The sequence below is a fragment of the Pseudomonas sp. D47 genome, assembly GCF_045447305.1.
Lineage (GTDB): Bacteria > Pseudomonadota > Gammaproteobacteria > Pseudomonadales > Pseudomonadaceae > Aquipseudomonas.
Window position 1 is genome coordinate 107,606 of sequence record NZ_JBJGXU010000012.1, and the last position, 20,638, is coordinate 128,243.

21 protein-coding genes are annotated in these 20,638 nt (G+C 61.1%); 7 read left to right on the plus strand and 14 right to left on the minus strand.

The features are described from left to right. Position 1: 1 nt before the first annotated feature. Entirely contained in the window at positions 2 to 1,174 is a 1,173-nt protein-coding gene (locus tag ACI77I_RS11235; RefSeq protein WP_094951328.1) for an efflux RND transporter periplasmic adaptor subunit, read from the minus strand. Between the two features lie 256 nt (positions 1,175 to 1,430). On the opposite strand from ACI77I_RS11235, the gene ACI77I_RS11240 reads away from it, so the two are divergent. The 4 genes from ACI77I_RS11240 to ACI77I_RS11255 all read left to right on the plus strand — a co-directional run bounded on the left by ACI77I_RS11240 (position 1,431) and on the right by ACI77I_RS11255 (position 5,502). Continuing rightward, positions 1,431 to 1,913: a sigma-70 family RNA polymerase sigma factor gene (locus tag ACI77I_RS11240; RefSeq protein ID WP_094951329.1), complete on the plus strand. Its 483-nt coding sequence runs from the start codon at positions 1,431 to 1,433 to the stop codon at positions 1,911 to 1,913. Between the two features lie 119 nt (positions 1,914 to 2,032). Then, positions 2,033 to 3,370: a lysine N(6)-hydroxylase/L-ornithine N(5)-oxygenase family protein gene (locus ACI77I_RS11245; RefSeq protein WP_094951330.1), complete on the plus strand. Its 1,338-nt coding sequence runs from the start codon at positions 2,033 to 2,035 to the stop codon at positions 3,368 to 3,370. A gap of 66 nt (positions 3,371 to 3,436) precedes the next feature. After that, entirely contained in the window at positions 3,437 to 4,657 is a 1,221-nt protein-coding gene (locus ACI77I_RS11250) for a putative DNA modification/repair radical SAM protein (RefSeq protein WP_094951331.1), read from the plus strand. Then, on the plus strand, positions 4,654 to 5,502 hold the full coding sequence (locus tag ACI77I_RS11255; RefSeq protein WP_094951332.1) for a TIGR03915 family putative DNA repair protein: 849 nt from the start codon (positions 4,654 to 4,656) through the stop codon (positions 5,500 to 5,502). Before ACI77I_RS11250 ends, ACI77I_RS11255 begins: the two co-directional genes overlap by 4 nt. On the opposite strand, the gene ACI77I_RS11260 is transcribed toward ACI77I_RS11255, so the two are convergent. From ACI77I_RS11260 to ctlX, 8 genes are all read right to left on the minus strand, one after another. Continuing rightward, positions 5,499 to 5,939 carry a hypothetical protein gene (locus tag ACI77I_RS11260; RefSeq protein ID WP_406997514.1) on the minus strand — a complete coding sequence of 147 codons (441 nt, stop codon included), beginning with the start codon at positions 5,937 to 5,939 and terminating at the stop codon, positions 5,499 to 5,501. The genes ACI77I_RS11255 and ACI77I_RS11260 overlap by 4 nt on opposite strands. 114 nt (positions 5,940 to 6,053) lie before the next feature. Further along, entirely contained in the window at positions 6,054 to 6,551 is a 498-nt protein-coding gene (locus tag ACI77I_RS11265) for an Lrp/AsnC family transcriptional regulator (protein WP_029296543.1), read from the minus strand. Positions 6,552 to 6,555: 4 nt separating this feature from the next. After that, the gene (locus tag ACI77I_RS11270; RefSeq protein ID WP_242150867.1) at positions 6,556 to 7,395 is read right to left on the minus strand and encodes an ABC transporter ATP-binding protein; all 840 of its coding nucleotides are present in this window, start codon (positions 7,393 to 7,395) and stop codon (positions 6,556 to 6,558) included. A 3-nt stretch (positions 7,396 to 7,398) separates the two neighbouring features. Next, positions 7,399 to 8,112, minus strand: a complete 714-nt coding sequence (locus tag ACI77I_RS11275) for an ABC transporter permease (RefSeq protein ID WP_094951334.1) — start codon at positions 8,110 to 8,112, stop codon at positions 7,399 to 7,401. After that, positions 8,109 to 8,810, minus strand: a complete 702-nt coding sequence (locus ACI77I_RS11280) for an ABC transporter permease (protein WP_406997515.1) — start codon at positions 8,808 to 8,810, stop codon at positions 8,109 to 8,111. The genes ACI77I_RS11275 and ACI77I_RS11280 overlap by 4 nt, the downstream gene beginning before the upstream one ends. Positions 8,811 to 8,934: 124 nt before the next feature. Then, a complete protein-coding gene (locus tag ACI77I_RS11285; protein WP_242150861.1) occupies positions 8,935 to 9,714 on the minus strand; it encodes an ABC transporter substrate-binding protein in 780 nt (259 codons plus the stop codon). A gap of 351 nt (positions 9,715 to 10,065) precedes the next feature. Beyond that, positions 10,066 to 11,112, minus strand: coding sequence for an ornithine cyclodeaminase (locus tag ACI77I_RS11290; protein WP_406997516.1), 1,047 nt, complete (start codon positions 11,110 to 11,112; stop codon positions 10,066 to 10,068). Positions 11,113 to 11,123: 11 nt separating this feature from the next. Further along, a complete protein-coding gene (gene ctlX / locus ACI77I_RS11295; protein WP_094951338.1) occupies positions 11,124 to 12,050 on the minus strand; it encodes a citrulline utilization hydrolase CtlX in 927 nt (308 codons plus the stop codon). 285 nt (positions 12,051 to 12,335) lie between these two features. On the opposite strand from ctlX, the gene ACI77I_RS11300 reads away from it, so the two are divergent. Then, positions 12,336 to 13,229: a GNAT family acetyltransferase gene (locus ACI77I_RS11300; RefSeq protein ID WP_406997517.1), complete on the plus strand. Its 894-nt coding sequence runs from the start codon at positions 12,336 to 12,338 to the stop codon at positions 13,227 to 13,229. 136 nt (positions 13,230 to 13,365) lie between these two features. Here ACI77I_RS11300 and ACI77I_RS11305 read toward each other — a convergent pair whose 3' ends face one another. The 5 genes from ACI77I_RS11305 to ACI77I_RS11325 all read right to left on the minus strand — a co-directional run bounded on the left by ACI77I_RS11305 (position 13,366) and on the right by ACI77I_RS11325 (position 19,554). Then, complete coding sequence (locus tag ACI77I_RS11305) at positions 13,366 to 14,385, minus strand: branched-chain amino acid aminotransferase (protein WP_406997518.1); 1,020 nt, start codon at positions 14,383 to 14,385, stop codon at positions 13,366 to 13,368. Positions 14,386 to 14,609: 224 nt separating this feature from the next. Further along, on the minus strand, positions 14,610 to 15,989 hold the full coding sequence (gene lpdA / locus ACI77I_RS11310) for a dihydrolipoyl dehydrogenase (RefSeq protein WP_406997519.1): 1,380 nt from the start codon (positions 15,987 to 15,989) through the stop codon (positions 14,610 to 14,612). A gap of 3 nt (positions 15,990 to 15,992) precedes the next feature. Then, positions 15,993 to 17,258 (minus strand): dihydrolipoamide acetyltransferase family protein, encoded by a 1,266-nt coding sequence (locus ACI77I_RS11315; protein ID WP_094951342.1) that lies wholly within the window; start codon positions 17,256 to 17,258, stop codon positions 15,993 to 15,995. Further along, positions 17,259 to 18,317, minus strand: a complete 1,059-nt coding sequence (locus tag ACI77I_RS11320; RefSeq protein ID WP_053256985.1) for an alpha-ketoacid dehydrogenase subunit beta — start codon at positions 18,315 to 18,317, stop codon at positions 17,259 to 17,261. A gap of 1 nt (position 18,318) precedes the next feature. Then, positions 18,319 to 19,554, minus strand: coding sequence for a 3-methyl-2-oxobutanoate dehydrogenase (2-methylpropanoyl-transferring) subunit alpha (locus ACI77I_RS11325; RefSeq protein WP_094951343.1), 1,236 nt, complete (start codon positions 19,552 to 19,554; stop codon positions 18,319 to 18,321). A 194-nt stretch (positions 19,555 to 19,748) separates the two neighbouring features. Between ACI77I_RS11325 and ACI77I_RS11330 the strand changes: the two genes are divergently transcribed. Continuing rightward, a complete protein-coding gene (locus ACI77I_RS11330) occupies positions 19,749 to 20,231 on the plus strand; it encodes an Lrp/AsnC family transcriptional regulator (RefSeq protein ID WP_083357856.1) in 483 nt (160 codons plus the stop codon). 147 nt (positions 20,232 to 20,378) lie between these two features. Then, on the plus strand, positions 20,379 to 20,615 hold the full coding sequence (locus tag ACI77I_RS11335; RefSeq protein ID WP_263273548.1) for a hypothetical protein: 237 nt from the start codon (positions 20,379 to 20,381) through the stop codon (positions 20,613 to 20,615). Positions 20,616 to 20,638: the final 23 nt, after the last annotated feature.

The window sequence follows — 20,638 nt, forward strand, 5'->3', positions numbered from 1 at the left end:
ATCAACCTCCGCTGCCGTCGGCCGGGCCGATCAGCAGGTGATCACCTTCGTTCAGGCCGTCCAGCACTTCTACCCGCAGGCGGTCGCTGATGCCCAGGCGCACTTCGCGTTCCTGGATGGCGCCGTTTTTGGCCACGACCCGGGCGATCTGCTTGTCGCTGCCTTGGCTGCCGAGCAGGGCGGCGACCGGCACAGTAAGGGCGTCCTTGACTTGGCTGGCGACGAAAAACACCTGGGTGGTCATCTCGGCCATCAACGCGTTGTCGCTGTTGTCCACGTCCAGCAGCACGGTGTACAGCACTACGCGGCCGCTGCCGGTTTTGCTGGTGCTGTTGGGGCTGCCATTGCCCTGGCTGGCTTCATTGAGCGGCTTGGGCGGGATCGGCAGGATCTGGCGCACGGTGCTGGTCCAGCGCCGTTTGCCGCCGGCGAGGGTGGTGAAATAGGCGCTCATGCCTGGTTTAACGTGGCCGATGTCGGCTTCGGACACCTCGGCCCACACGGTCATCGGCGACAATTTGGCGATGCGCAGGATCAGCGGCGTCTGTTGCTGGGCGTTGAGCGTCTGGCCGACCCGCGCGTCCACCGCCACCACGGTGCCGCTCATGGGCGCGTAGATGCGTGTATAGCCCAGCTCAGCCTCGTCACTGCGCAGGCTGGCCTGGGCCTGGCGGATCTGCGCCTGGAACATGTCGACCCGGGCCTGGGTGGCAGTTAGTTCGGCCCTGGCGGTTTGCACGTCTTCTTCGCGGGTGGCGTTGCCTGCAACCAGGCGTTGCTGGCGCTGGTATTTCTGGCGGGCGAGTTCGTGCTGGGCTTTCTGCTCCTGCAACTGGGCCTTGAGGTTTTCAATGGCGTAGCGGCTGGCATCGAGCTTGGCCTGTTGCGTGGCGGGGTCAATTTCCACCAGCAGCTCGCCTTCCTCGACGTGGTCACCCGCTTCCACGTGGATTTTGCGGATCTGCCCGGACGCCTGGGCGCCCACGTCGACATACCGGCGTGGTTGCAGGGTGCCCAGTGCGGTGACGCTGTTTTCAATGTTGCCGCGGGTTACGGTGACCGTGGGCAGGCTGTCGCGGCCCGGCGGCAGCACTTGCCAGGCCACCACCGCAAGGATGGGGAACAGGCACGCGACAACAAGCAGGGCGCGTCGGGCGGGGCGAGGGCGTTTCATGCGTTGGTTCCAGCCAGGAAATTGAGGCCGCATTGGCGGAGGGCTGACAGTTATACGAGAAAATTGCCCGAGAATTTAGGTGTTTACATACGCGGTAACAGCTCTATCGAATAAAAAAATCGTACGTTAATGCAAGACTTCTTTAAAACTAGATGAGAATTACTATAAATTGCACGTACTCAAACTGCCATCATTCATGGCCTGCCTTCTTTAGCACTCAAGGATTAGATGCCGCCTCCCCTGGCGGCCGGGAGTCATGTTGGAAAACTACTATCGCGAGCTGGTGTGTTTCCTCAACGCCAAGCTGGGCAACCGTCAGGTGGCCGAGGATGTGGTGCATGACGCTTATGTCCGGGTGCTGGAGCGCGCAAGCGACACGCCGATCGACCAACCGCGCGCGTTTTTGTACCGCACGGCACTTAACCTGGTGATCGACGGCCACCGGCGCAACGCTTTGCGCCAGTGCGAACCCCTTGAGGTGCTCGATAACGAAGGGCGTTTCGCCCCCAGTTCACCGCATGTCAGCCACGATCAGGGCCAACGCCTGGAAATGCTCGAACGTGCCCTGGCCGAACTGCCGGCGGCCTGCCGCGACAGCTTCCTGCTGCGCAAACTCGAGGGCCTGTCCCACCTGCAAATCGCCGAGCGCCTGAGTATTTCCCGCAGCGTGGTGGAAAAACATATCGTCAACGCCATGAAGCATTGCCGGGTGCGCATGCGTGAGTGGGAAGCGCACTGATCAACGATCAGTTAAATTTTATTTCATTGTCCTCGTTTCCTATCAACACATGACCTGTTGTTCAGGTCTTGAAGGTATTCCCGCCCCACCGCCAAGGGGCTTATCCAGAGGACACTGGAATGACACAGGCAATTGCTTCGCCCGCGGTTCACGACCTGATCGGTATCGGTTTCGGCCCTTCGAACCTGGCGCTGGCCATCGCCCTGCAGGAGCGCGAAAAAGCCCAGGGCAAACTGGACGTTCTGTTTCTCGATAAACAGGCCGACTACCGCTGGCACGGCAATACCCTGGTGACCCAGAGCGAGCTGCAGATTTCGTTCCTCAAGGACTTGGTGACCTTGCGCAACCCCACCAGCCCGTACTCCTTCGTCAACTACCTCAAAGCCCATGACCGGCTGGTGGACTTCATCAACCTGGGCACCTTTTACCCGTGCCGCATGGAGTACAACGACTACCTGCGCTGGGTCGCGGGGCAGTTCCAGCCGCAGGCCAGCTATGGCGAGGAAGTGCTGGCCATCGAGCCGATCCTGCATCAGCAACAGGTTGAAGCATTGCGCGTGATCTCCCGGGATGCGCAGGGTGACCAGCATGTGCGCACCACCCGTTCGGTGGTGGTCAGCGCCGGCGGCACACCGCGTGTACCCGAAGCGTTCAAAGGCCTCAAGGATGACGGCCGGGTGTTCCACCATTCCCAATACCTGGCGCGTATGGCCCAACAGCCGTGCGTTGAAGGCAAGGCGATGCGCATTGCAATCATCGGCGGTGGTCAGAGCGCGGCTGAAGCCTTTATCGACCTCAACGACAGCTTCCCATCGGTGCAGGTCGACATGATCCTGCGCGGTTCGGCGCTCAAGCCCGCCGATGACAGCCCGTTCGTCAACGAAGTGTTCTCGCCGGCGTTTACTGACCTGGTGTTCCAGCAAGTCGGCGCCGAGCGCGAGCGCCTGGTGGCGGAATACCAGAACACCAACTATTCGGTGGTGGACCTGGACCTGATCGAGCGCATCTATGGCATTTTCTATCGCCAGAAAGTCTCCGGCGTTGCTCGCCAGGCTTTCCGCACCATGACCGTGGTCGAGAAAGCCAGCGCCAGCCCGCTGGGCATCGAACTGGCCTTGCGCAACAACGCCAGCGGCGAAACCAGTGTCAGCCATTACGATGCCGTGATCCTGGCCACCGGCTACGAACGCCAGATGCACCGCGAACTGCTGGCACCCTTGGAAGCCTACATGGGCGACTTCGAGGTGGCGCGCGACTACCGCATCGTCACCGACGAGCGCTGCAAGGCCGGCATCTATATCCAGGGCTTCAGCCAGGCCAGCCATGGGTTGAGCGATACCTTGCTGTCGGTACTGCCGATTCGCGCGGATGAGATTGCGGCGTCGTTGTATGAGCATGACCGTCACCGTGGCAAAGCGCGTTCGGTGCAGGACGTGTTGCTCGCCACTGCGAGCTGACAGGCAACACTTGTGACATCGGGGGCTCGCTGATACTGTACAAAAAACCAGTATCGGTAGCCCTCCATGCAATTGATCGAAAAACTCAGCATCCTCGCCGACGCCGCCAAGTACGACGCTTCCTGCGCCAGCAGTGGCGCGCCCAAGCGCAGCTCCGAAGGCAAAGCCGGCCTGGGTTCGACCGATGGCATGGGCATCTGCCACAGCTACACCCCGGACGGCCGTTGCGTGTCGCTGCTCAAGGTGTTGCTGACCAATTTCTGCCTCTACGACTGCCAATACTGCGTCAATCGCCGCTCCAGCGACGTGCCCCGTGCACGTTTCAGCCCGGAGGAGGTGGTCACCCTGACCCTGGATTTCTACCGGCGCAATTGCGTCAGCGGGCTGTTCCTCAGTTCCGGCATCATCCGTTCGGCCGACTACACCATGGAACAGTTGGTGCGGGTGGCGAAACTGCTGCGCGAAGAGCATGACTTTCGCGGCTACATTCACCTCAAGACCATTCCCGAAGCCGACCCGGCGCTGATCGCCGAGGCCGGGCGCTATGCTGACCGGCTCAGCGTGAATATCGAACTGCCCACCGATGCCAGCCTGCAAACCCTGGCGCCGGAGAAGCAGATCGTTTCGATCAAGCAAGCCATGCAGACCATTTATACCGGCGAGCAAACCGTCCTCAACGAGCCACGCGCGCCGCGTTTCGCCCCGGCCGGGCAGAGCACGCAGATGATTGTCGGCGCCGACGACACCGACGACAGCACCATCTTGCATGGCGCCGAAGCGCTGTATGGCAACTACAAGCTGCGCCGCGTGTATTACTCGGCGTTCAGCCCCATCCCCAACAGCCCGAAAAGCGTGCCCCTGGCCGCGCCGCCGTTGATGCGCGAACACCGCTTGTACCAGGCGGACTTTCTGCTGCGTAGTTACGGCTTCAGTGCCAACGAACTGTTCCAAGGGCCGGGCCATCTGGCGCTGGATATCGACCCCAAGCTGGCCTGGGCCCTGGAGCATCGCGAGGTGTTTCCCCTGGATCTGAACCGCGCCGAACCGACCTTGATCGCGCGAATCCCCGGCATCGGCCTGCGCACCACTCAGCGCCTGGTGGACCTGCGCCGCGAGCGCAAGATCCGTTTCGAAGACCTGGCGCGCATGCGCTGCGTGCTGGCCAAGGCCAAGCCGTTTTTCATCACCAGCGACTACCACCCGCAACAGGCCGAGAGCACCAGCGTGCTGCTGCGCGAGCAACTGCGCGATCGCCCGCAGCCACAGCAAATGGGGTTGTGGGGATGATCAGCCTGGAATGCGACAACCTGTTCAGCACCTGGCGTGAGCAGGCGCGCTGGCTGCTCAGCCATCAGGTCGACCCCAGCAAAGTAAGCTGGGGTGAGGTGCACGTGGCGGACCTGTTTGCCACCGACGAGTCCATTCCTGAACAGCTTGGGCCGTTCCAGGCGCGGATTCCCAAAGCCTTGTTGGAACTGCTGGAATCGGCGGCTTGCTATCACGGCGATCAGCGTTGGAGTTTGCTCTACGAGGTGTTGTGGCGGGTCAGTCATGGCGACCGTACGGCCATGCTGGCAGGTGACAAACTGGGCAGCGAATTACAGCGGCGGATCAAGCAGGTCAGCCGCGAAGCCCATCACTTGCATGCATTTGTGCGGTTTATTGCCGTGCCCGCAGAGGCTGGCCCTGAGCTGCCGGAGTACGTGGCCTGGCATGAGCCGGCCCACGACATATTGAAATCAGCCAGCCAGCACTTTATCGGGCGCATGGGCCGCCATCGCTGGATGATCGCCACGCCGTTGGATGGGGTTTACTACGATGGTGAGCAGTTGATTCATCAACGGCAGTGCCCCGAGGCGTGGCAGCAACTGGCGCAAAATGTCGAAGACCCGCATAGCGCCATGTGGCTGACCTACTACAGCCACATCTTCAACCCGGCGCGCTTGAACCCCAAGGTAATGGAGGGGCACTTGCCCAGCCGGTTCTGGAAGAACTTGCCGGAGGGTAAGTTGATCCCGGGGTTGATCAGTGAGGCGCGGACGGGCAAACAGAAAGATGGGCAGGCGAAGCTTGTAGGCGCCAAGCCCGGTAAGCGAATTGCGAACCCTATCAATGCGGGAGCTGTTGTTTAGTTCGTGCGCGGGGTGGGGCTTTGCGCGGGAGGGCTGATGAACTGCTTCAGCGGCGAATCCAGGTCATCGGTTTTAACCGGCGGGCGAAAGTCTTGAGTGCTGGCAGGTATCACATTCTTCAATGCGTAATCGGCGCCGGAAGGTTGAGTGCCTGAAGGGGTGGGTTGGCTTGCAACGCCAGGCAGCTCTTTCAGGCAGTTCTCTTTCTCGATGCCCTCCGGGAAATCACGACAGGCCTGTTCGCGGTTTTTGCGAATACACCGTTCTCGTTCTGCAGGCACCAGGCGATTCTGACAAGAAGCCCCCGACAATATCCCGACGACTACCTTAAACCACGCGGCTGAAGCGTCGCTGCCGGGTGGGGCTGCCTGAGCGGCAGGCGAGAGGAGGCAAGTGAACAGTGCGCAAATCAATAATGACGTTTTGATGGTGTTCATCCTTGAAACGGCCAACCAGCAGTAAGCTCGGTATAACATCGTGGTGTTTCAAACTGCAACATGATGGTCGTTCCCACGCTCTGCGTGGGAGCGATTTATAGCGATGGACGGTGTTCAGGCCAGCTCAGTCGCGGTGTTTTTGACCACCGCCAACTCCGGATGCGCCACCAACTTATCAATGTGCAACTCGTCATTATTCAACCACGTCTCCGTCAGCACCCGGTAATGCTCCATATCGCGGCAGCGCATGCGCAGGCTGTAGTCGAACGGCCCGCTGATCAGTTGGCATTCGAACACCTGCGGGCAAGCTTTGACGCACGCCTCGAAAGCCTTCTGCGCCGAGCGCCCGCTCTGATTGGACAAGGCCACCAGCACCAGCAGCGACAGCCCCGGCGAGACCATCTGCACATCGATGATCGCCCCGTAACCGCGAATCACGCCGCGTCGTTCCAATTTGCGCACCCGTTCCAGGCAGGGCCTGGGCGTCAAATGCACCAGCGACGAGAGTTTTTCGTAGGTGATACGCCCTTGGTGCCGCAACACGTCGATGATGGCCTCATCGATGCGGTCCAGCGCAGGGGAAGAGTGGGGTCCGTTGGCCTTGGTATCCATGAGTTCACTTCAAACGATTGGAAAGAAATTGCTGCAAGCGCTCGCTGCTGGGGTGGTCGAGAATCTCGGCGCCGCCTTGCTCCTCGACACGGCCCTGGTGCAAGAACAGCACTTGGCTGGACACCTGGCGGGCAAAGCCCATTTCGTGGGTGACCATCAGCATGGTACGACCTTCCTCGGCCAACGTCTGTATGACTTTGAGGACTTCTCCTACAAGTTCAGGGTCCAGCGCTGACGTTGGTTCGTCGAACAGAATGATTTCCGGCTCCATCGCCAGCGCCCGTGCGATGGCCACGCGCTGTTGCTGGCCGCCGGAGAGAAACGCCGGGTATTGGTCTGCCACACGGCCCGGTAAGCCGACTTTGTCCAGGTACATGCGCGCGCGTTTTTCTGCCTCGGCCGCGCTGACATTCAGCACGCGGCGCGGGGCCATTGTGATGTTTTCCAGCACGGTCATGTGGCTCCATAGGTTGAAGTGCTGGAACACCATGGCCAGGCGCGTGCGCAGGTTCTGCAATTGCGCCTGCTGCGGCGCGCGGGTGCCGGCGCGGCCTGGCTGCATTTCGATGCTGATGCCGTCGAGAGTAATCACCCCGGCGTCTGGCTGTTCGAGAAAGTTGATGCAGCGCAGCATCGTGCTTTTGCCCGAGCCGCTGGCGCCGATCAGGCTGATCACATCGCCCTGGCGCGCATTGAGGGACACGCCCTTGAGCACTTCGTGGTCGCCGTAGCGTTTGTGAATGCCTTCGACCTGGAGCTTGATCGCGGCCGTGTGGGCGACGGTTTGTGCAGAAGGCGCTACATCAACAGGATAAGTAGCCAGAGCCTGCGCGGACTGATTCATGGGTTAGCCTCGGGTAGGAACAAGAAAACGCATCCAGCGACGTTCGGCCAGTCGAAACAGGCCCACCAGTGCAAAGGACAGCAGCATGTAGAGCAGGGCGGCGATACCGAACGCCTGGAACGTCAGGAACGTCTCGGCGTTGGCGTCGCGGGCCACCTTGAGGATGTCGGCGACGGTAGCGGTGAATGCCAGGGAAGTGGCGTGCAGCATCAGGATCATTTCATTGCTGTAGGCCGGCAACGCTCGGCGCAACGCGGCGGGCACCACCACAAACAGGTTCAGCCGCCAGCCGTGCAGACCGTAGGCGCGCGCCGCCTCGATTTCGCCATGGGGAATATTGCGGATCGCCCCGGCGAAGATTTCCACGGTGTAGGCGCAGGTGTTCAGCACAAATGCCAACAGCGTGCAGTTCAGCGCATTGCGGAAAAACTGGTTGAGCAGGGCGTTGTCCTGCACCACTTCCAGGCTGTACAGCCCGGTGTAGCAAATCAGCAACTGGATATACAGCGGCGTGCCACGAAACAGGTAGGTGTAGACCTCCACCGGCCAGCGCAGCCAGAAGTGCTCCGACACGCGGGCCAGCGCCAGTGGGATCGACAGGGCAAAGCCTGCGACCACCGAGATGATAAACAGCCATAAGGTCATGGCCACACCGGACAACCCCGCGCCATCGCTGAACAGGTAGGCCAGGCCGTATTGCTGGAACAGTTCGATCATCGTGCCATCCCCTTGATGCCGAGGTTATAGCGCCGCTCGAGGCGCTTGAAGATGCGGTTGGAGAGGGTGGTGATCACCAGGTACACCAGGCCGGCAAGGATCAGGAAATACAACGGTTCGTTGGTGCTCTTGCCGGCGTTTTGCGCGGCTTTAACCAGGTCCGACAGGCCGATGATCGACACCAGTGCGGTGGACTTGAGCAGCACCAGCCAGTTATTGCCCAGGCCCGGCAGGGCAAAGCGCATCAGTTGTGGGAACAGCACCAGGTGAAACCGCTGCCAACGGCTCAAGCCGTAGGCGGTCGCGGCTTCCAGTTGGCCGACCGGCACGCTGAGGATCGCGCCACGGAAGTTCTCGGTGAAATACGCGCCGTAGATAAAGCCCAGGGTGATCACCCCGGCGGTAAACGGGTCGATTTCAAAGTAGTCCCAGCCGAACACTTCGCTCAGGTCGTTGAGCCACAGTTGCAGGCTGTAGAAAATTAGCAGGATCAGTACCAGGTCCGGCACGCTGCGGATCAGTGTGGTGTAGAGCGTGGCCGGCACGCGCAGCCAGTTGACGCTGGAGAGCTTGGCGCTGGCGGCGATCAGGCCCAGGGTGAGGCTTAGTGCCAGCGCCAGGAACGCCAGCTTGACCGTCATCCAGGCACCCTGGGCGAGCATCGGGCCGTAGCCTTGCAGGTTGAGGAGTTCGTTCATGGGGGGTATCTCTAAAGGACGCAGACATTCCCCTGTGGGAGCGGGCTTGCTCGCGAAGGCGGTTTATCAGGCACACATTCAGCGACTGACACTGCGCATTCGCGAGCAAGCCCGCTCCCACAGGTTACTCGTTGTAGATATCTTGATCGCCGAAGTACTTCTTCTGGATCTGCGCATAAGTGCCATCGGCCTGGACGGCGGCGATGCCTTTGTTGATCAGCGCGCGTAGCTCAGCGTCGTTCTTGCGCAAGCCCATGGCGATGTCCAGGGGCAGGGTCGGGTCCTTGAAGGCCGGGCCGGTCTTGAAGTCGGCGCCTTCAGGCTTGGACAGGAAGTTGAGCTGCGCTTCGAGCTTGTCGGTGAGGGTGGCATCGAGGCGGCCGTTCTGCAGGTCGGCGTAGTTCTGCTCCTGGGACTGGTACGCCTTGATCTGGGCGCCGAGCTTGGCCAGGTGCGCCCGCGCGTAGGCTTCTTGCAGCGAACCTTGCAGCACGCCGACTTGCTTGCCTTTCAGGGATTCGGGGGTGTCGCCGAAGTCGGCGCTTTTACGGGTGATCACCGAGGTGGGGCTGAGGAACAGTCGGTCGGTGAAGTCGATGACTTTTTCGCGCGCCGGCGTCACGGCCATGGAGGACATGATCGCGTCGAACTTGCGCGCGCGCAGGGCTGGGATCATGCCGTCGAATTCGTTGTGCACCCAGGTGCATTTGACGTCGAGCTTGGCGCAGATGGCGTTGCCCAACTCGATATCAAAACCTTGCAGGCTGCCGTCGGCGGCTACGGATTCGAAGGGAGGGTACTCGGGGAATACGCCGAAGCGGATTTCTTTCCAGTCTTGGGCGTGGGCGGCGCTGGCGCACAGTGGCAACAGCAACGCAGCGAAGAGTGATCGCAGTGGAGTCATGGGGCGTCCCTATATTTTGTAATTGATGTCAGGGCAGTTATTGGATAAAGCAACGTTCTTTCGGTGTGGCTTTTGTTGTTGTGAAGGCGTTTTTCTGTGGCGAGGGGGCAAGCCCGCTCGCCACAACACGCCCGCCTGGCACAACAGGTGTGTTCAGCGCAGTGAGTCCGCTGGGCACAGAGAATGCTTCATGGTGGTGCGTTTTTTGTGTCGTTTACCCCGTGCATAAAGCGCGAATTGCGCTGTTAAAAAGCGCAATGCAGCGGAATCGGCTGCGGCATGCGCTGAATCGGCTTTTTAAGGTGTAAGTTGTGGCCCGCCCTGGGCGCAAAGCGGCAGGCCAGAGCGGTCTCAGGCGCGCTTTTTCTGCTGTGCGCGCGGTTGTTGCGCCAGGCGTGCGAACAGGTCTTTCGGGTCGGCCAGGTCCGGCACCAGCTCAAGCGTGCTGCCGATATCCAGTGCCTTGGCCACGTCGAGCACGTAACGCAGCGCCGAGTAGTCTTCGATGGCAAAACCCACCGAGTCGAACAGGGTGATCTGGCGCGCGTTTTCGCGGCCGGGTTGCTGGCCGTTGATGACTTGCCACAGCTCGGTCACCGGCGAATCTACCGGCATGTGCTGGATCTCACCTTCGATGCGGCTTTGCGGTTCGTACTCGACGATCACCCGGGCGCGTTCGACGATACGTCGGTCCAGCTCGGTCTTGCCCGGGCAGTCACCGCCCACGGCGTTGAGGTGCATGCCGGGTTCGATCATTTCATCCGTCAGAATGGTCGCGTAGGCCTTGTCCGCCGTCACGGTGGTGACGATATCCGCACCTTTCACCGCTTCGGCCACGCTGCCGGCCAGGATCACCTTGATCGCCGGGAACGCCTTGAGGTTGGCCGCCAGCTTGGCGGTAGCCTTGGCGTCGATGTCGAACAGGCGAATCTCGTTGATGCCGAGCATGGCGTGGAAAGCCAGGGCCTGGAATTCACTCTGCGAGCCGTTGCCGATCAGTGCCATGCTGCGGCTGTTGTCGCGCGCCAGGTAGCGGGCGACCAAGGCTGAAGTGGCTGCGGTGCGGATCGCGGTGGTCAGGGTCATTTCCGCCAGCAGCACCGGCTTACCGGTGTCCACATCGCCCAGGGCACCGAAGGCCATCACGGTGAGCATGCCGGCCAGGGTGTTTTTCGGGTGGCCGTTCACGTATTTGAAGGCGTACAGCGAGGTGTCGGACACCGGCATCAGCTCGATCACGCCGTCCGGCGAGTGGTTGGCCAGTCGCGCGCATTTTTCGAAGTCCTGCCAGCGCAGGTAGTCGGCGCGGATGTACTCGGCCATTTCCGTGATGCAGGTTTGCAGGCCTTTTTGCGAGACCAGGTAGCAGAGGTCGTTGACGTCGATATAGCGGGTCATGGCAAGACTCCTTATTGAAATGAGGGGCGGGCGGGCAGGTGCACTTCCGCCAGCATGCAGCGGGCACTGCCGCCGCCGATGCGTTCGATGTTGTCGATGTTCACCACCACCGGCTGTGTGTGGCGTTCCACATGCTGGCGCTGGGCTGGTTGCAGGGCCCCCCAGGCGCTGGCGGACATGACCAAAAGCGGCTGGCCGTCGCGGTCATGGACTTCGAGCATGTTGCCGGCGAAGGCTTCCAACTGGTCGAAGTCGAGGGCGAGGATGTCTTTGCCGGTATCGCGCAGGGAGCGTTCCAGGCCCAGGCGTTCGTCGGCGTCAGGCAGGGCTTGCAGGCACACCACCGAGAGGTCACGGCCGACGCTCATCATCACGTTGCTGTGGTAGATCGGCGCGTGATGGCGGTCGACGGCGTGGAACACGCAGAGTTGGTAGTCGAGGCGGTCGGCGAACTGGCGCAGGGCGTCCTGGTGGGTGCGCCCGGAGTGGCAGGCGTAGCTGATGCGGTGTTGGCGGTCGAGCACCATGCTGCCGGTGCCTTCGAGGAAGATGTTCTGTTGTTCGAGGTGGCTGAGGTCGATGGTGTCTTTGATCGCAAAGCGCTGCTCCAGTACGTGCAGCACACCTTTGTTGCGCTCCAATCGTCGGTTCTGGCCTTCCATCGGGTACAGCACCAGGCTGCCGTCGGCATGGCTGCTCCACCAGTTATTGGGGAAGATCGAGTCGGGCGTGTGAGGCGCCGGGGTGTCCTGCACCACCAACACTTCCACGCCGTGTTGGCGCAGGGTGTCGACATAACGGTCGAATTCTTCCAGCGCTTTGTGCTGTGCGCTGAGTGGGTCCAGGGGCGGGCGTTGGAAGCGGTTGTTGATCGCGGTGTCCGGGTTGAAAGCAAAGCGCGCCGGGCGAATCATCAGGACGGTGTTTGTTGTTTGCATGGGTGCACGGGTCCATGGGGGCTGAGCTGTGGGGGTATTTTGTGCGTTGTGATGGGGGAATCCCGGCTGAAACAGCGGGGCGGCTCAGCCGGGAAAGCTGAAAAGTGGGGTGGGGCAGCCGAATCGGCTGTCAGGGTTGGAATGAGGTCAACTGTGGGAGCTGGCTTGCCTGCGATAGCGGTGTATCAGTGCCATATTCTTGGCTGGCACACCGCCATCGCAGGCAAGCCAGCTCCCACATTGGTATTGTTGGGGCTGTTATAGCGCTGTCCGTCAGGAGGAATCATGTCTACCGCCGTTCGTCTCGCCCAGGCAGCCGATGCCGAGGGGATCAGCCAGGTCATCCTGGCGGCCTTGCACAGCAGTAATGCGCGGGATTACCCGGCGGATGTGATTGCGCGGGTGGCGAGCAACTTTACCCCGTACGCCGTGCAGGCCTTGCTCCAGCGGCGGGTGGTGCTGGTGGCGACTCATGGTCAGGTGATCGTCGCCACTGCCGCGCTTGATGGCAATGTGGTGCGCTCGGTGTTTGTGAACCCGGCGCTGCAAGGGCAGGGCATTGGGCGGCTGCTGATGATTGAGATCGAACTGCGTGCCCGGGAAGCCGGGGTGACGGTGTTGAGTGTGCCGTCTTCGCTGACCGCCGAGCCGTTTTATACAAAGATGGGCTTCCACACGGTGCGCGATGTCTATCACGGTAACGAGCGCACGCTGGTGATGGAGAAGGCGCTGTTATCCCGCCACCCCATCGGGCCGTATCGTGATCGTCAGCACCGTGCGCAAGTGGTGGCCCTGTGGCAGGAGGCGTTTGGGTATGACACCGCGCACAACCTGCCGACGTTGGCGATTGATAAGAAGCTGGCGGTTAACGATGGGTTGTTTTTCGTAGCGACGGATAAAAAAGCCGTGATCGGCACCCTTCTCGCAGGCTACGACGGGCATCGTGGTTGGCTGTATTCGGTGGCGGTGCACGCTGACTATCGGCGTCACGGCCTGGGCTCCTCGCTGGTGCGGTATGCCGAGCAGGCGTTGACGGCGTTGGGGTGCATGAAGATCAATTTGCAGATTACTGGCGGCAATGATGGGGTGGCGGGGTTCTATGAGGCGTTGGGATATGGAGTGGAGCCGAGGATTAGTATGGGTAAGAAGATAGCCGTGAACATCCCCAAGGATGTGTGAGAACGCCGAAATCAACTGTGGGAGCTGGCTTGCCTGCGATGGCGGTGCATCAGTCAACTTATTGAGTCACTGATAGACCGCCATCGCAGGCAAGCCAGCTCCCACATGGGTTTTGTGGTGTTGCTGGCGTTTGGGCTTAGACCTTGACGATCCAGCCTGCTGGCGCTTCGACGTCACCGGTTTGCACGCCGGTCAGCTCTTTGTAGAGCTTCTGGGTGATCGGGCCGACTTCAGTTTCGCTGTGGAACACGTGCAGTTTGCCGTTGTACTGGATGCCGCCGATGGGCGAGATCACAGCGGCCGTGCCGCAGGCTCCGGCTTCCTTGAACTGATCCAGTTTGTCGATGAACACTTCGCCTTCGACCACTTTCAGGCCCAGGCGGGACTGGGCCAGTTCGATCAGCGACAGGCGGGTGATGCCTGGCAGCACCGAAGGCGACTTCGGCGTGATGAACTGGTTGTCGTGGGTGATCCCGAAGAAGTTGGCCGAGCCGACTTCTTCGATTTTCGAATGGGTCATCGGGTCCAGGTAGATCGCATCGGCGAAACCGGATTTTTTCGCTTCGGCACCCGGCATCAGGCTGGCGGCGTAGTTACCACCCACTTTGGCGGCGCCGGTGCCTTGTGGCGCGGCGCGGTCGAAAGTGGAGATCTGGAAGTTATGCGGCACCAGCCCGCCTTTGAAGTAGGCGCCGACCGGGATGGCGAAGACCGAGAAGATGAACTCCGGCGCGGTACGCACGCCGATGTTGTCACCGGTGCCGATCACGAACGGGCGCAGGTACAGCGCGCCGCCGCTGCCGTACGGCGGGATGAACCGCTCGTTGGCCTTGACCACTTGTTTGCAGGCTTCGATGAAGTCTTCGGTGGGCACGTGCGGCATCAGCAGGCGTGCACAGCTGCGCTGCATGCGGGCGGCGTTCTGGTCCGGGCGGAACAGGTTGATTGAACCGTCCTTGCAGCGGTAGGCCTTGAGGCCTTCAAAGCATTGCTGGCCATAGTGCAGGGCCGTGGAGCCCTCGCTGATGTGCAGCACGTTGTCGTCGGTCAGGGTGCCGGCTTGCCATTCGCCGTTTTTCCAGGCCTGGAGAAACCGCTTGTCGGTCTTGATGTAGTCAAAACCCAGCTTGTCCCAATTGATGCTTTCGTTACCCATGACACCCTCTATCTCTGGACAACCGCCTGGTCGAAGGCAGGCTTGTCGGTTTTTTTCTGGATGGGCGCAACAATACTGCATTATTGGCCGGTGTGGGAGCAGGTGGGTGGGCCGTTCAGCCTGTGTGTTGGCTGATCCACCGCTATCGCAGGCAAGCCAGCTCCCACATTTGGAATGCATTCCCGTGTGGGAGCTGGCTTGCCTGCGATGGCCTCACTGTAGTTTTACAGGTGCAGCGCGTGGCCCAGGGCCCTTAAGGCCGCCTCTTGTACCGCTTCGCCGAGCGTTGGGTGGGCGTGGATGGTGCCGGCCACGTCTTCCAGGCGCGAACCCATTTCCAGGCTCAGGCCAAAGGCCGTGGACAGTTCGGACACGCCAACACCTACCGCTTGCCAGCCGACGATCAGGTGGTTATCACGGCGAGCGACCACACGCACGAAGCCGGTTTTCGACTCCAGCGTCATCGCCCGGCCGTTGGCCGTGAACGGGAAACTCGACACGATGCAGTCCAGGCCCGCCGCCTTGGCTTCATCCGGGGTCTTGCCGACCACCACCAGTTCCGGATCGGTAAAGCACACGGCTGGAATGGCCGCCGGGTTGAATTCGCGGGTTTTACCGCTGATCAGTTCGGCGACCATCTCGCCCTGGGCCATGGCCCGGTGCGCCAACATCGGCTCGCCACTCAGGTCGCCAATCGCCCAAACATTGCGCATGCTGGTCTGGCAACGGCTGTCGATCTTGATCGCCGCGCCGTTCATGTCCAGGTTCAGCGCTTCGAGGTTCCAGCCTTGGGTGTTGGGTTTGCGACCGACGGCCACCAGCACTTGATCAGTTTCCAGTGACAAGGTGTCGCCATTCGGATCGCGCACTTGCAGGCTGTTGTTCTCGAAACCGGTCACGCTGTGCTTGAGGTACAGCTTGATCCCCAAGTGCTTGATGGATTCAGCCACCGGCAGCGTCAGTTCGCCGTCGTAAGCCGGTAGGATGCGCTCCTGCGCCTCGACCACACTGACCTCAGCGCCGAGCTTGCGGTAGGCAATGCCCAGCTCCAGGCCAATATAGCCGCCGCCCACCACAACCAGGCGTTTGGGCACGCGGGTGGGGGCCAGCGCTTCGGTGGAGGAGATGATCGGCCCGCCATTCGGCAGCATCGGCAGGTTGACGCTTTTCGAGCCGGTAGCCAGCAGCAGGTGTTCGCACTGGATACGCTGGTCGCCGACATCAATGGTCTTGCCATCGACAACCTTGGCCCAACCGTGAATCACCTGCACTTTGTGTTTTTTCAACAGTGCGGCAACGCCGCTGGTCAGGCGGTCGACGATGCCGTCTTTCCATTCCACGCTTTTGCGGATGTCCAGGGTCGGCACGTCCACTTCGATGCCCAACTGCGAACCCTGGCTGTGGTGCACGGTTTGCTGGAACTGCTCGGCCACATGGATCAGGGCTTTCGAGGGGATGCAGCCGATATTCAGGCAGGTGCCGCCCAAGGCCTGGCCTTCCACCAGAATGGTCGGGATGCCCAACTGACCGGCGCGAATCGCCGCCACATAACCGCCAGGGCCGCCGCCGATAATCAGCAACGTGGTGTGTAGTGTCTGAGACATGCCTTACTCCAAAAACAGGCTGGCGGGTTGTTCGAGCAGGCCGCGAATGGCCTGGATGAATTGCGCCGCGTCCATGCCATCGACCACGCGGTGATCGAAGGAGCTGGAGAGGTTCATCATCTTGCGGATTACGATCTGGCCCTTGATCACCATCGGCCGCTCAACAATGCGGTTGACGCCGACGATGGCCACTTCCGGCAGGTTCAGCACGGGTGTGCTGACGATGCCGCCCAACGCGCCCAGGCTGGTCAACGTAATGGTCGACCCCGACAGCTCATCGCGGCTGGCCTTGCCATTGCGCGCGGCGCTGGCCAAACGGGTGATTTCCTCAGCATTGCCCCACAGGCTGCGGGCTTCGGCATGGCGCACCACCGGCACCATCAGGCCCACGTCGCTCTGGGTGGCGACCCCCACATGCACCGCGCCGAGGCGGGTGATGACCTGGGCTTCGTCGTCATAGCGCGCGTTGATCTGCGGGAAGTCCCGCAGCGCCACGACCATGGCGCGCACGATAAACGGCAGCAATGTCAGCTTGCCGCGTGCAGCGCCGTGTTTCTCATTGAGGTGCACGCGCAGCTCGTCGAGGGCAGTGACGTCGATTTCTTCCACATAGCTGAAATGCGCGGCGCGCCGGGTCGCGTCCTGCATGCGCTGGGCGATCTTGCGGCGCATGCCGATCACCGGGATCTGTTCTTCGTCGTTGCGTTCGGCGTAGGGGTTGGCAGCGGTTTTAGTTTGCGCCGGACTCTGGAGCAAGAAAGCCTCCAAATCTTCGTGCAGAATCCGGCCCGCAGGACCAGAGCCCTGCACCAGGCGTAACTGAATGCCAGCATCCAGCGCGTGTTTCCGCACGGCAGGCGAGGCCAATGGGCGTTCGTCGGCTTCACGGGCCACGGGTGCTTGAGCCGCCACCACTGGCGCGGGCTTGCTTGGCGCTGGCGCAGGCTTGGCTTCAGCAACCAGAGCGGGTGCAGGCGCAGCTTTTACCGGTGCAGCCACCGCCGGTACATCTTTGGCGTTACCCGCGCCTTCCACTTCAATGCTGATCAAAATACTGCCCACGGCCATGACTTCACCTGGCTCGCCGCCGAGGGAAATCACCTTGCCGTGCACCGGCGAGGGAATGTCCACCATCGCCTTGTCGGTCATCACATCCGCCAGCACTTGGTCTTCAACCACCAGGTCGCCAACCTTTACATGCCATACAGACAGTTCAACTTCTGCGATGCCTTCGCCAATGTCCGGCATCTTGATAATGTGCGTGCCCATTCAGACCTCCATGACCCGTTTCAACGCCGCGCCCACGCGGGACGGCCCTGGGAAATACGCCCACTCTTGCGCGTGCGGGTAGGGGGTGTCCCAACCGGTGACGCGTTCGATCGGCGCTTCCAGGTGGTGGAAGCAATGCTCTTGCACCAGCGCCACCAGCTCGGCGCCAAAGCCGCAGGTGCGGGTGGCTTCATGCACCACCACGCAACGGCCGGTCTTTTTCACCGACTTGACGATGGTTTCCAGGTCCAGCGGCCACAGGCTGCGCAGGTCAATAACTTCGGCGTCGATGCCGGTTTCTTCGGCGGCAACTTGCGACACATACACGGTGGTGCCGTAGGTCAGCACGGTGACGGCCGAGCCCGGGCGCACGATGGCGGCCACGTCCAGCGGCACGGTGTAGTAACCGTCCGGTACTTGCGCTTGCGGGTGCTTCGACCACGGGGTTACCGGGCGGTCGTGATGGCCGTCGAACGGGCCGTTGTACAGGCGCTTTGGCTCTAGGAAAATCACCGGGTCATCGTTTTCGATCGAGGCGATCAGCAGGCCCTTGGCGTCATACGGGTTGGACGGCATCACCGTGCGCAGGCCGCAGACCTGGGTGAACACTGCTTCGATACTCTGGCTGTGGGTCTGGCCGCCATAGATACCGCCACCGCAGGGCATGCGCATGGTCAGCGGCGCAGTGAACTGCCCGGCCGAGCGATAACGCAAGCGCGCCGCTTCCGAGATGATCTGGTCGGTAGCGGGGTAGACGTAGTCGGCGAACTGGATTTCCGCCACCGGGCGCAGGCCGTAGGCACCCATGCCCACCGCGACGCCGACGATGCCGCTTTCCGAGATCGGCGCGTCAAACACCCGCGAGCTGCCGTACTTGTTCTGCAAACCTTCGGTGCAACGGAACACGCCGCCGAAGTAACCGACGTCCTGGCCGAACACCACCACGTTATCGTCACGCTCAAGCATCACATCCATGGCCGAGCGCAGGGCCTGGATCATGGTCATGGTGGTGGTGGTCATGGCGGTTTCCAGTTCAATACTGTTGTTGTGATCGTTCATGTCAGATCCCCAACTCTTGACGCTGGCGCTTCAAGTGCTCCGGCATCTCTTTATAGACGTCCTCGAACATGGTCGCAGCGCTTGGAATCTGGCCGCCGGCAAGGGTGCCGTACTGTTCGGCTTCTTTTTGCGCCGCAATGACTTCGGCTTCAAGTTCGGCACTGACCGCCACGTGTTCCTCTTCGGACCACTGGCCAATCTTGATCAGGTGCTGCTTGAGGCGGGTAATCGGGTCACCCAACGGGAAGTGGCTCCAGTCATCGGCGGGGCGGTATTTGGACGGGTCATCGGAGGTGGAGTGCGGGCCGGCGCGGTAGGTGACCCACTCGATCAGCGTTGGCCCCAGGTTGCGGCGCGCACGCTCAGCAGCCCAGGCGGAGGCGGCGTACACCGCGATAAAGTCGTTGCCGTCCACACGCAGCGAGGCGATGCCGCAACCCACGCCGCGTCCGGCGAAGGTGGTGGCTTCACCACCGGCAATCGCCTGGAAGGTGGAGATCGCCCACTGGTTGTTGACCACGTTGAGAATCACCGGCGCGCGGTACACGTGGGCGAAGGTGAGGGCGGTGTGGAAGTCGGATTCGGCGGTGGCGCCGTCGCCGATCCAGGCCGAGGCGATTTTGGTATCGCCCTTGATCGCCGAGGCCATGCCCCAGCCCACGCCTTGTACGAATTGGGTGGCGAGGTTGCCGGAAATGGTGAAGAAGCCGGCGTCTTTGACCGAGTACATGATCGGCAGTTGGCGACCCTTGAGCGGGTCGCGCTCGTTGGACAGCAGTTGGCAGATCAGGTCCACCAGCGGCACTTCGCGGGCCATCAGGATGCTTTGCTGGCGGTAGGTGGGGAAGCACATGTCGTCGATGTTCAAGGCCAGGGCCTGGGCGCTGCCGATGGCTTCTTCGCCAAGGCTTTGCATGTAGAACGACATTTTTTTCTGACGCTGGGCGACGACCATGCGGTTGTCGAATATCCGCGTCTTGAGCATGGCGCGCATGCCTTTACGCAGAATCTCGACGGGAACGCCCTCGGCCCACGGGCCAAGGGCCTGGCCCTGGTCGTCGAGCACGCGAATCAGGCCCTTGGCCAGGTCGGCGGTGTCGGCAGGTTCTACGTCGATGGCGGGTTTGCGCACCAGGCCGGCGTCAGTGAGGCGCAGGTAGGTAAAGTCGGTCTTGCAGCCTGGGCGGCCCGAGGGTTCGGGAACGTGCAGGCGCAGTGGTTCGTACTGCTGAGTCATGGCTTCTACGCTCGATCTTGTGAATTTCTTGTAGTGGGCGCGCTAGCTGACAGTCAGTCTCCGGGTAAGAGAAATCTTGTCCTACAAACATCATAGGCGTGGCGTAGAAGAATATTTATCTCTGTTTCATTGCGCTCGCGATCATTTGAGGATAAAAAAACTGCATAACCATAATAAACAGGTGATTTTGTCTCATGCGCAAACTGGACCGTACCGACATCGGCATTCTTAACGCCCTGCAGGAGAACGCCCGCATCACCAACGCCGACCTGGCCCGCTCGGTCAACCTATCGCCCACGCCGTGTTTCAACCGGGTCAAGGCGATGGAGGAATTGGGCCTGATTCGCGACCAAGTCACGCTGCTTGACGCCGACTTACTCGGGCTGCACGTCAACGTGTTCATCCATGTGAGCCTGGAGAAGCAGAACGAACTGGCGTTGCAGCAGTTTGAAGGCGCGATCTCGGACCGGCCCGAAGTGATGGAGTGCTACCTGATGGCCGGCGACCCGGATTACCTGATCCGCGTGCTGGTGCCGACGATTCAGTCGCTGGAGCGCTTCATGATGGACTTTTTGACCAAGGTGCCGGGCGTGGCCAATATTCGCTCCAGCTTTGCGCTCAAGCAAGTGCGCTACAAGACGGCGCTACCATTGCCGCCAGGTGGCTTGATGGTCTGAGCGGCAGTAGCCAGCGGCGCCGCCAGGCGCCGCCGTGGCCCCTCTTGCCGTGCCCATTTTTAATTGACCGTAGTCAATATAAGTTGGTGTTTGTCCGAGTACTCCCCTGCGCCTGCTAAGCTCTGTTTTTAAAGGGCGAGACACGTCATGGACAATCAGCAATTAATATGCCGCGCGCTCTACGACTTTAATCTAACTCAGCTTTCCATTGTCGCAGCGCTGGAAGACATGGCTGCGCTCATTGAAAATATAAGTTGCGTTTCGCCGCCAATCAGCGCCTCTTTAAAACGTCATCTGGAAACGGTCGGGCGAAACTGTGATCGGTCCTGTAATGCGATGTATTCGCTGCTCAACGAAGAAGCCAACGTCGAATTACCCAGCTGAAAACGCGCTTGGGTTGGGCGAGT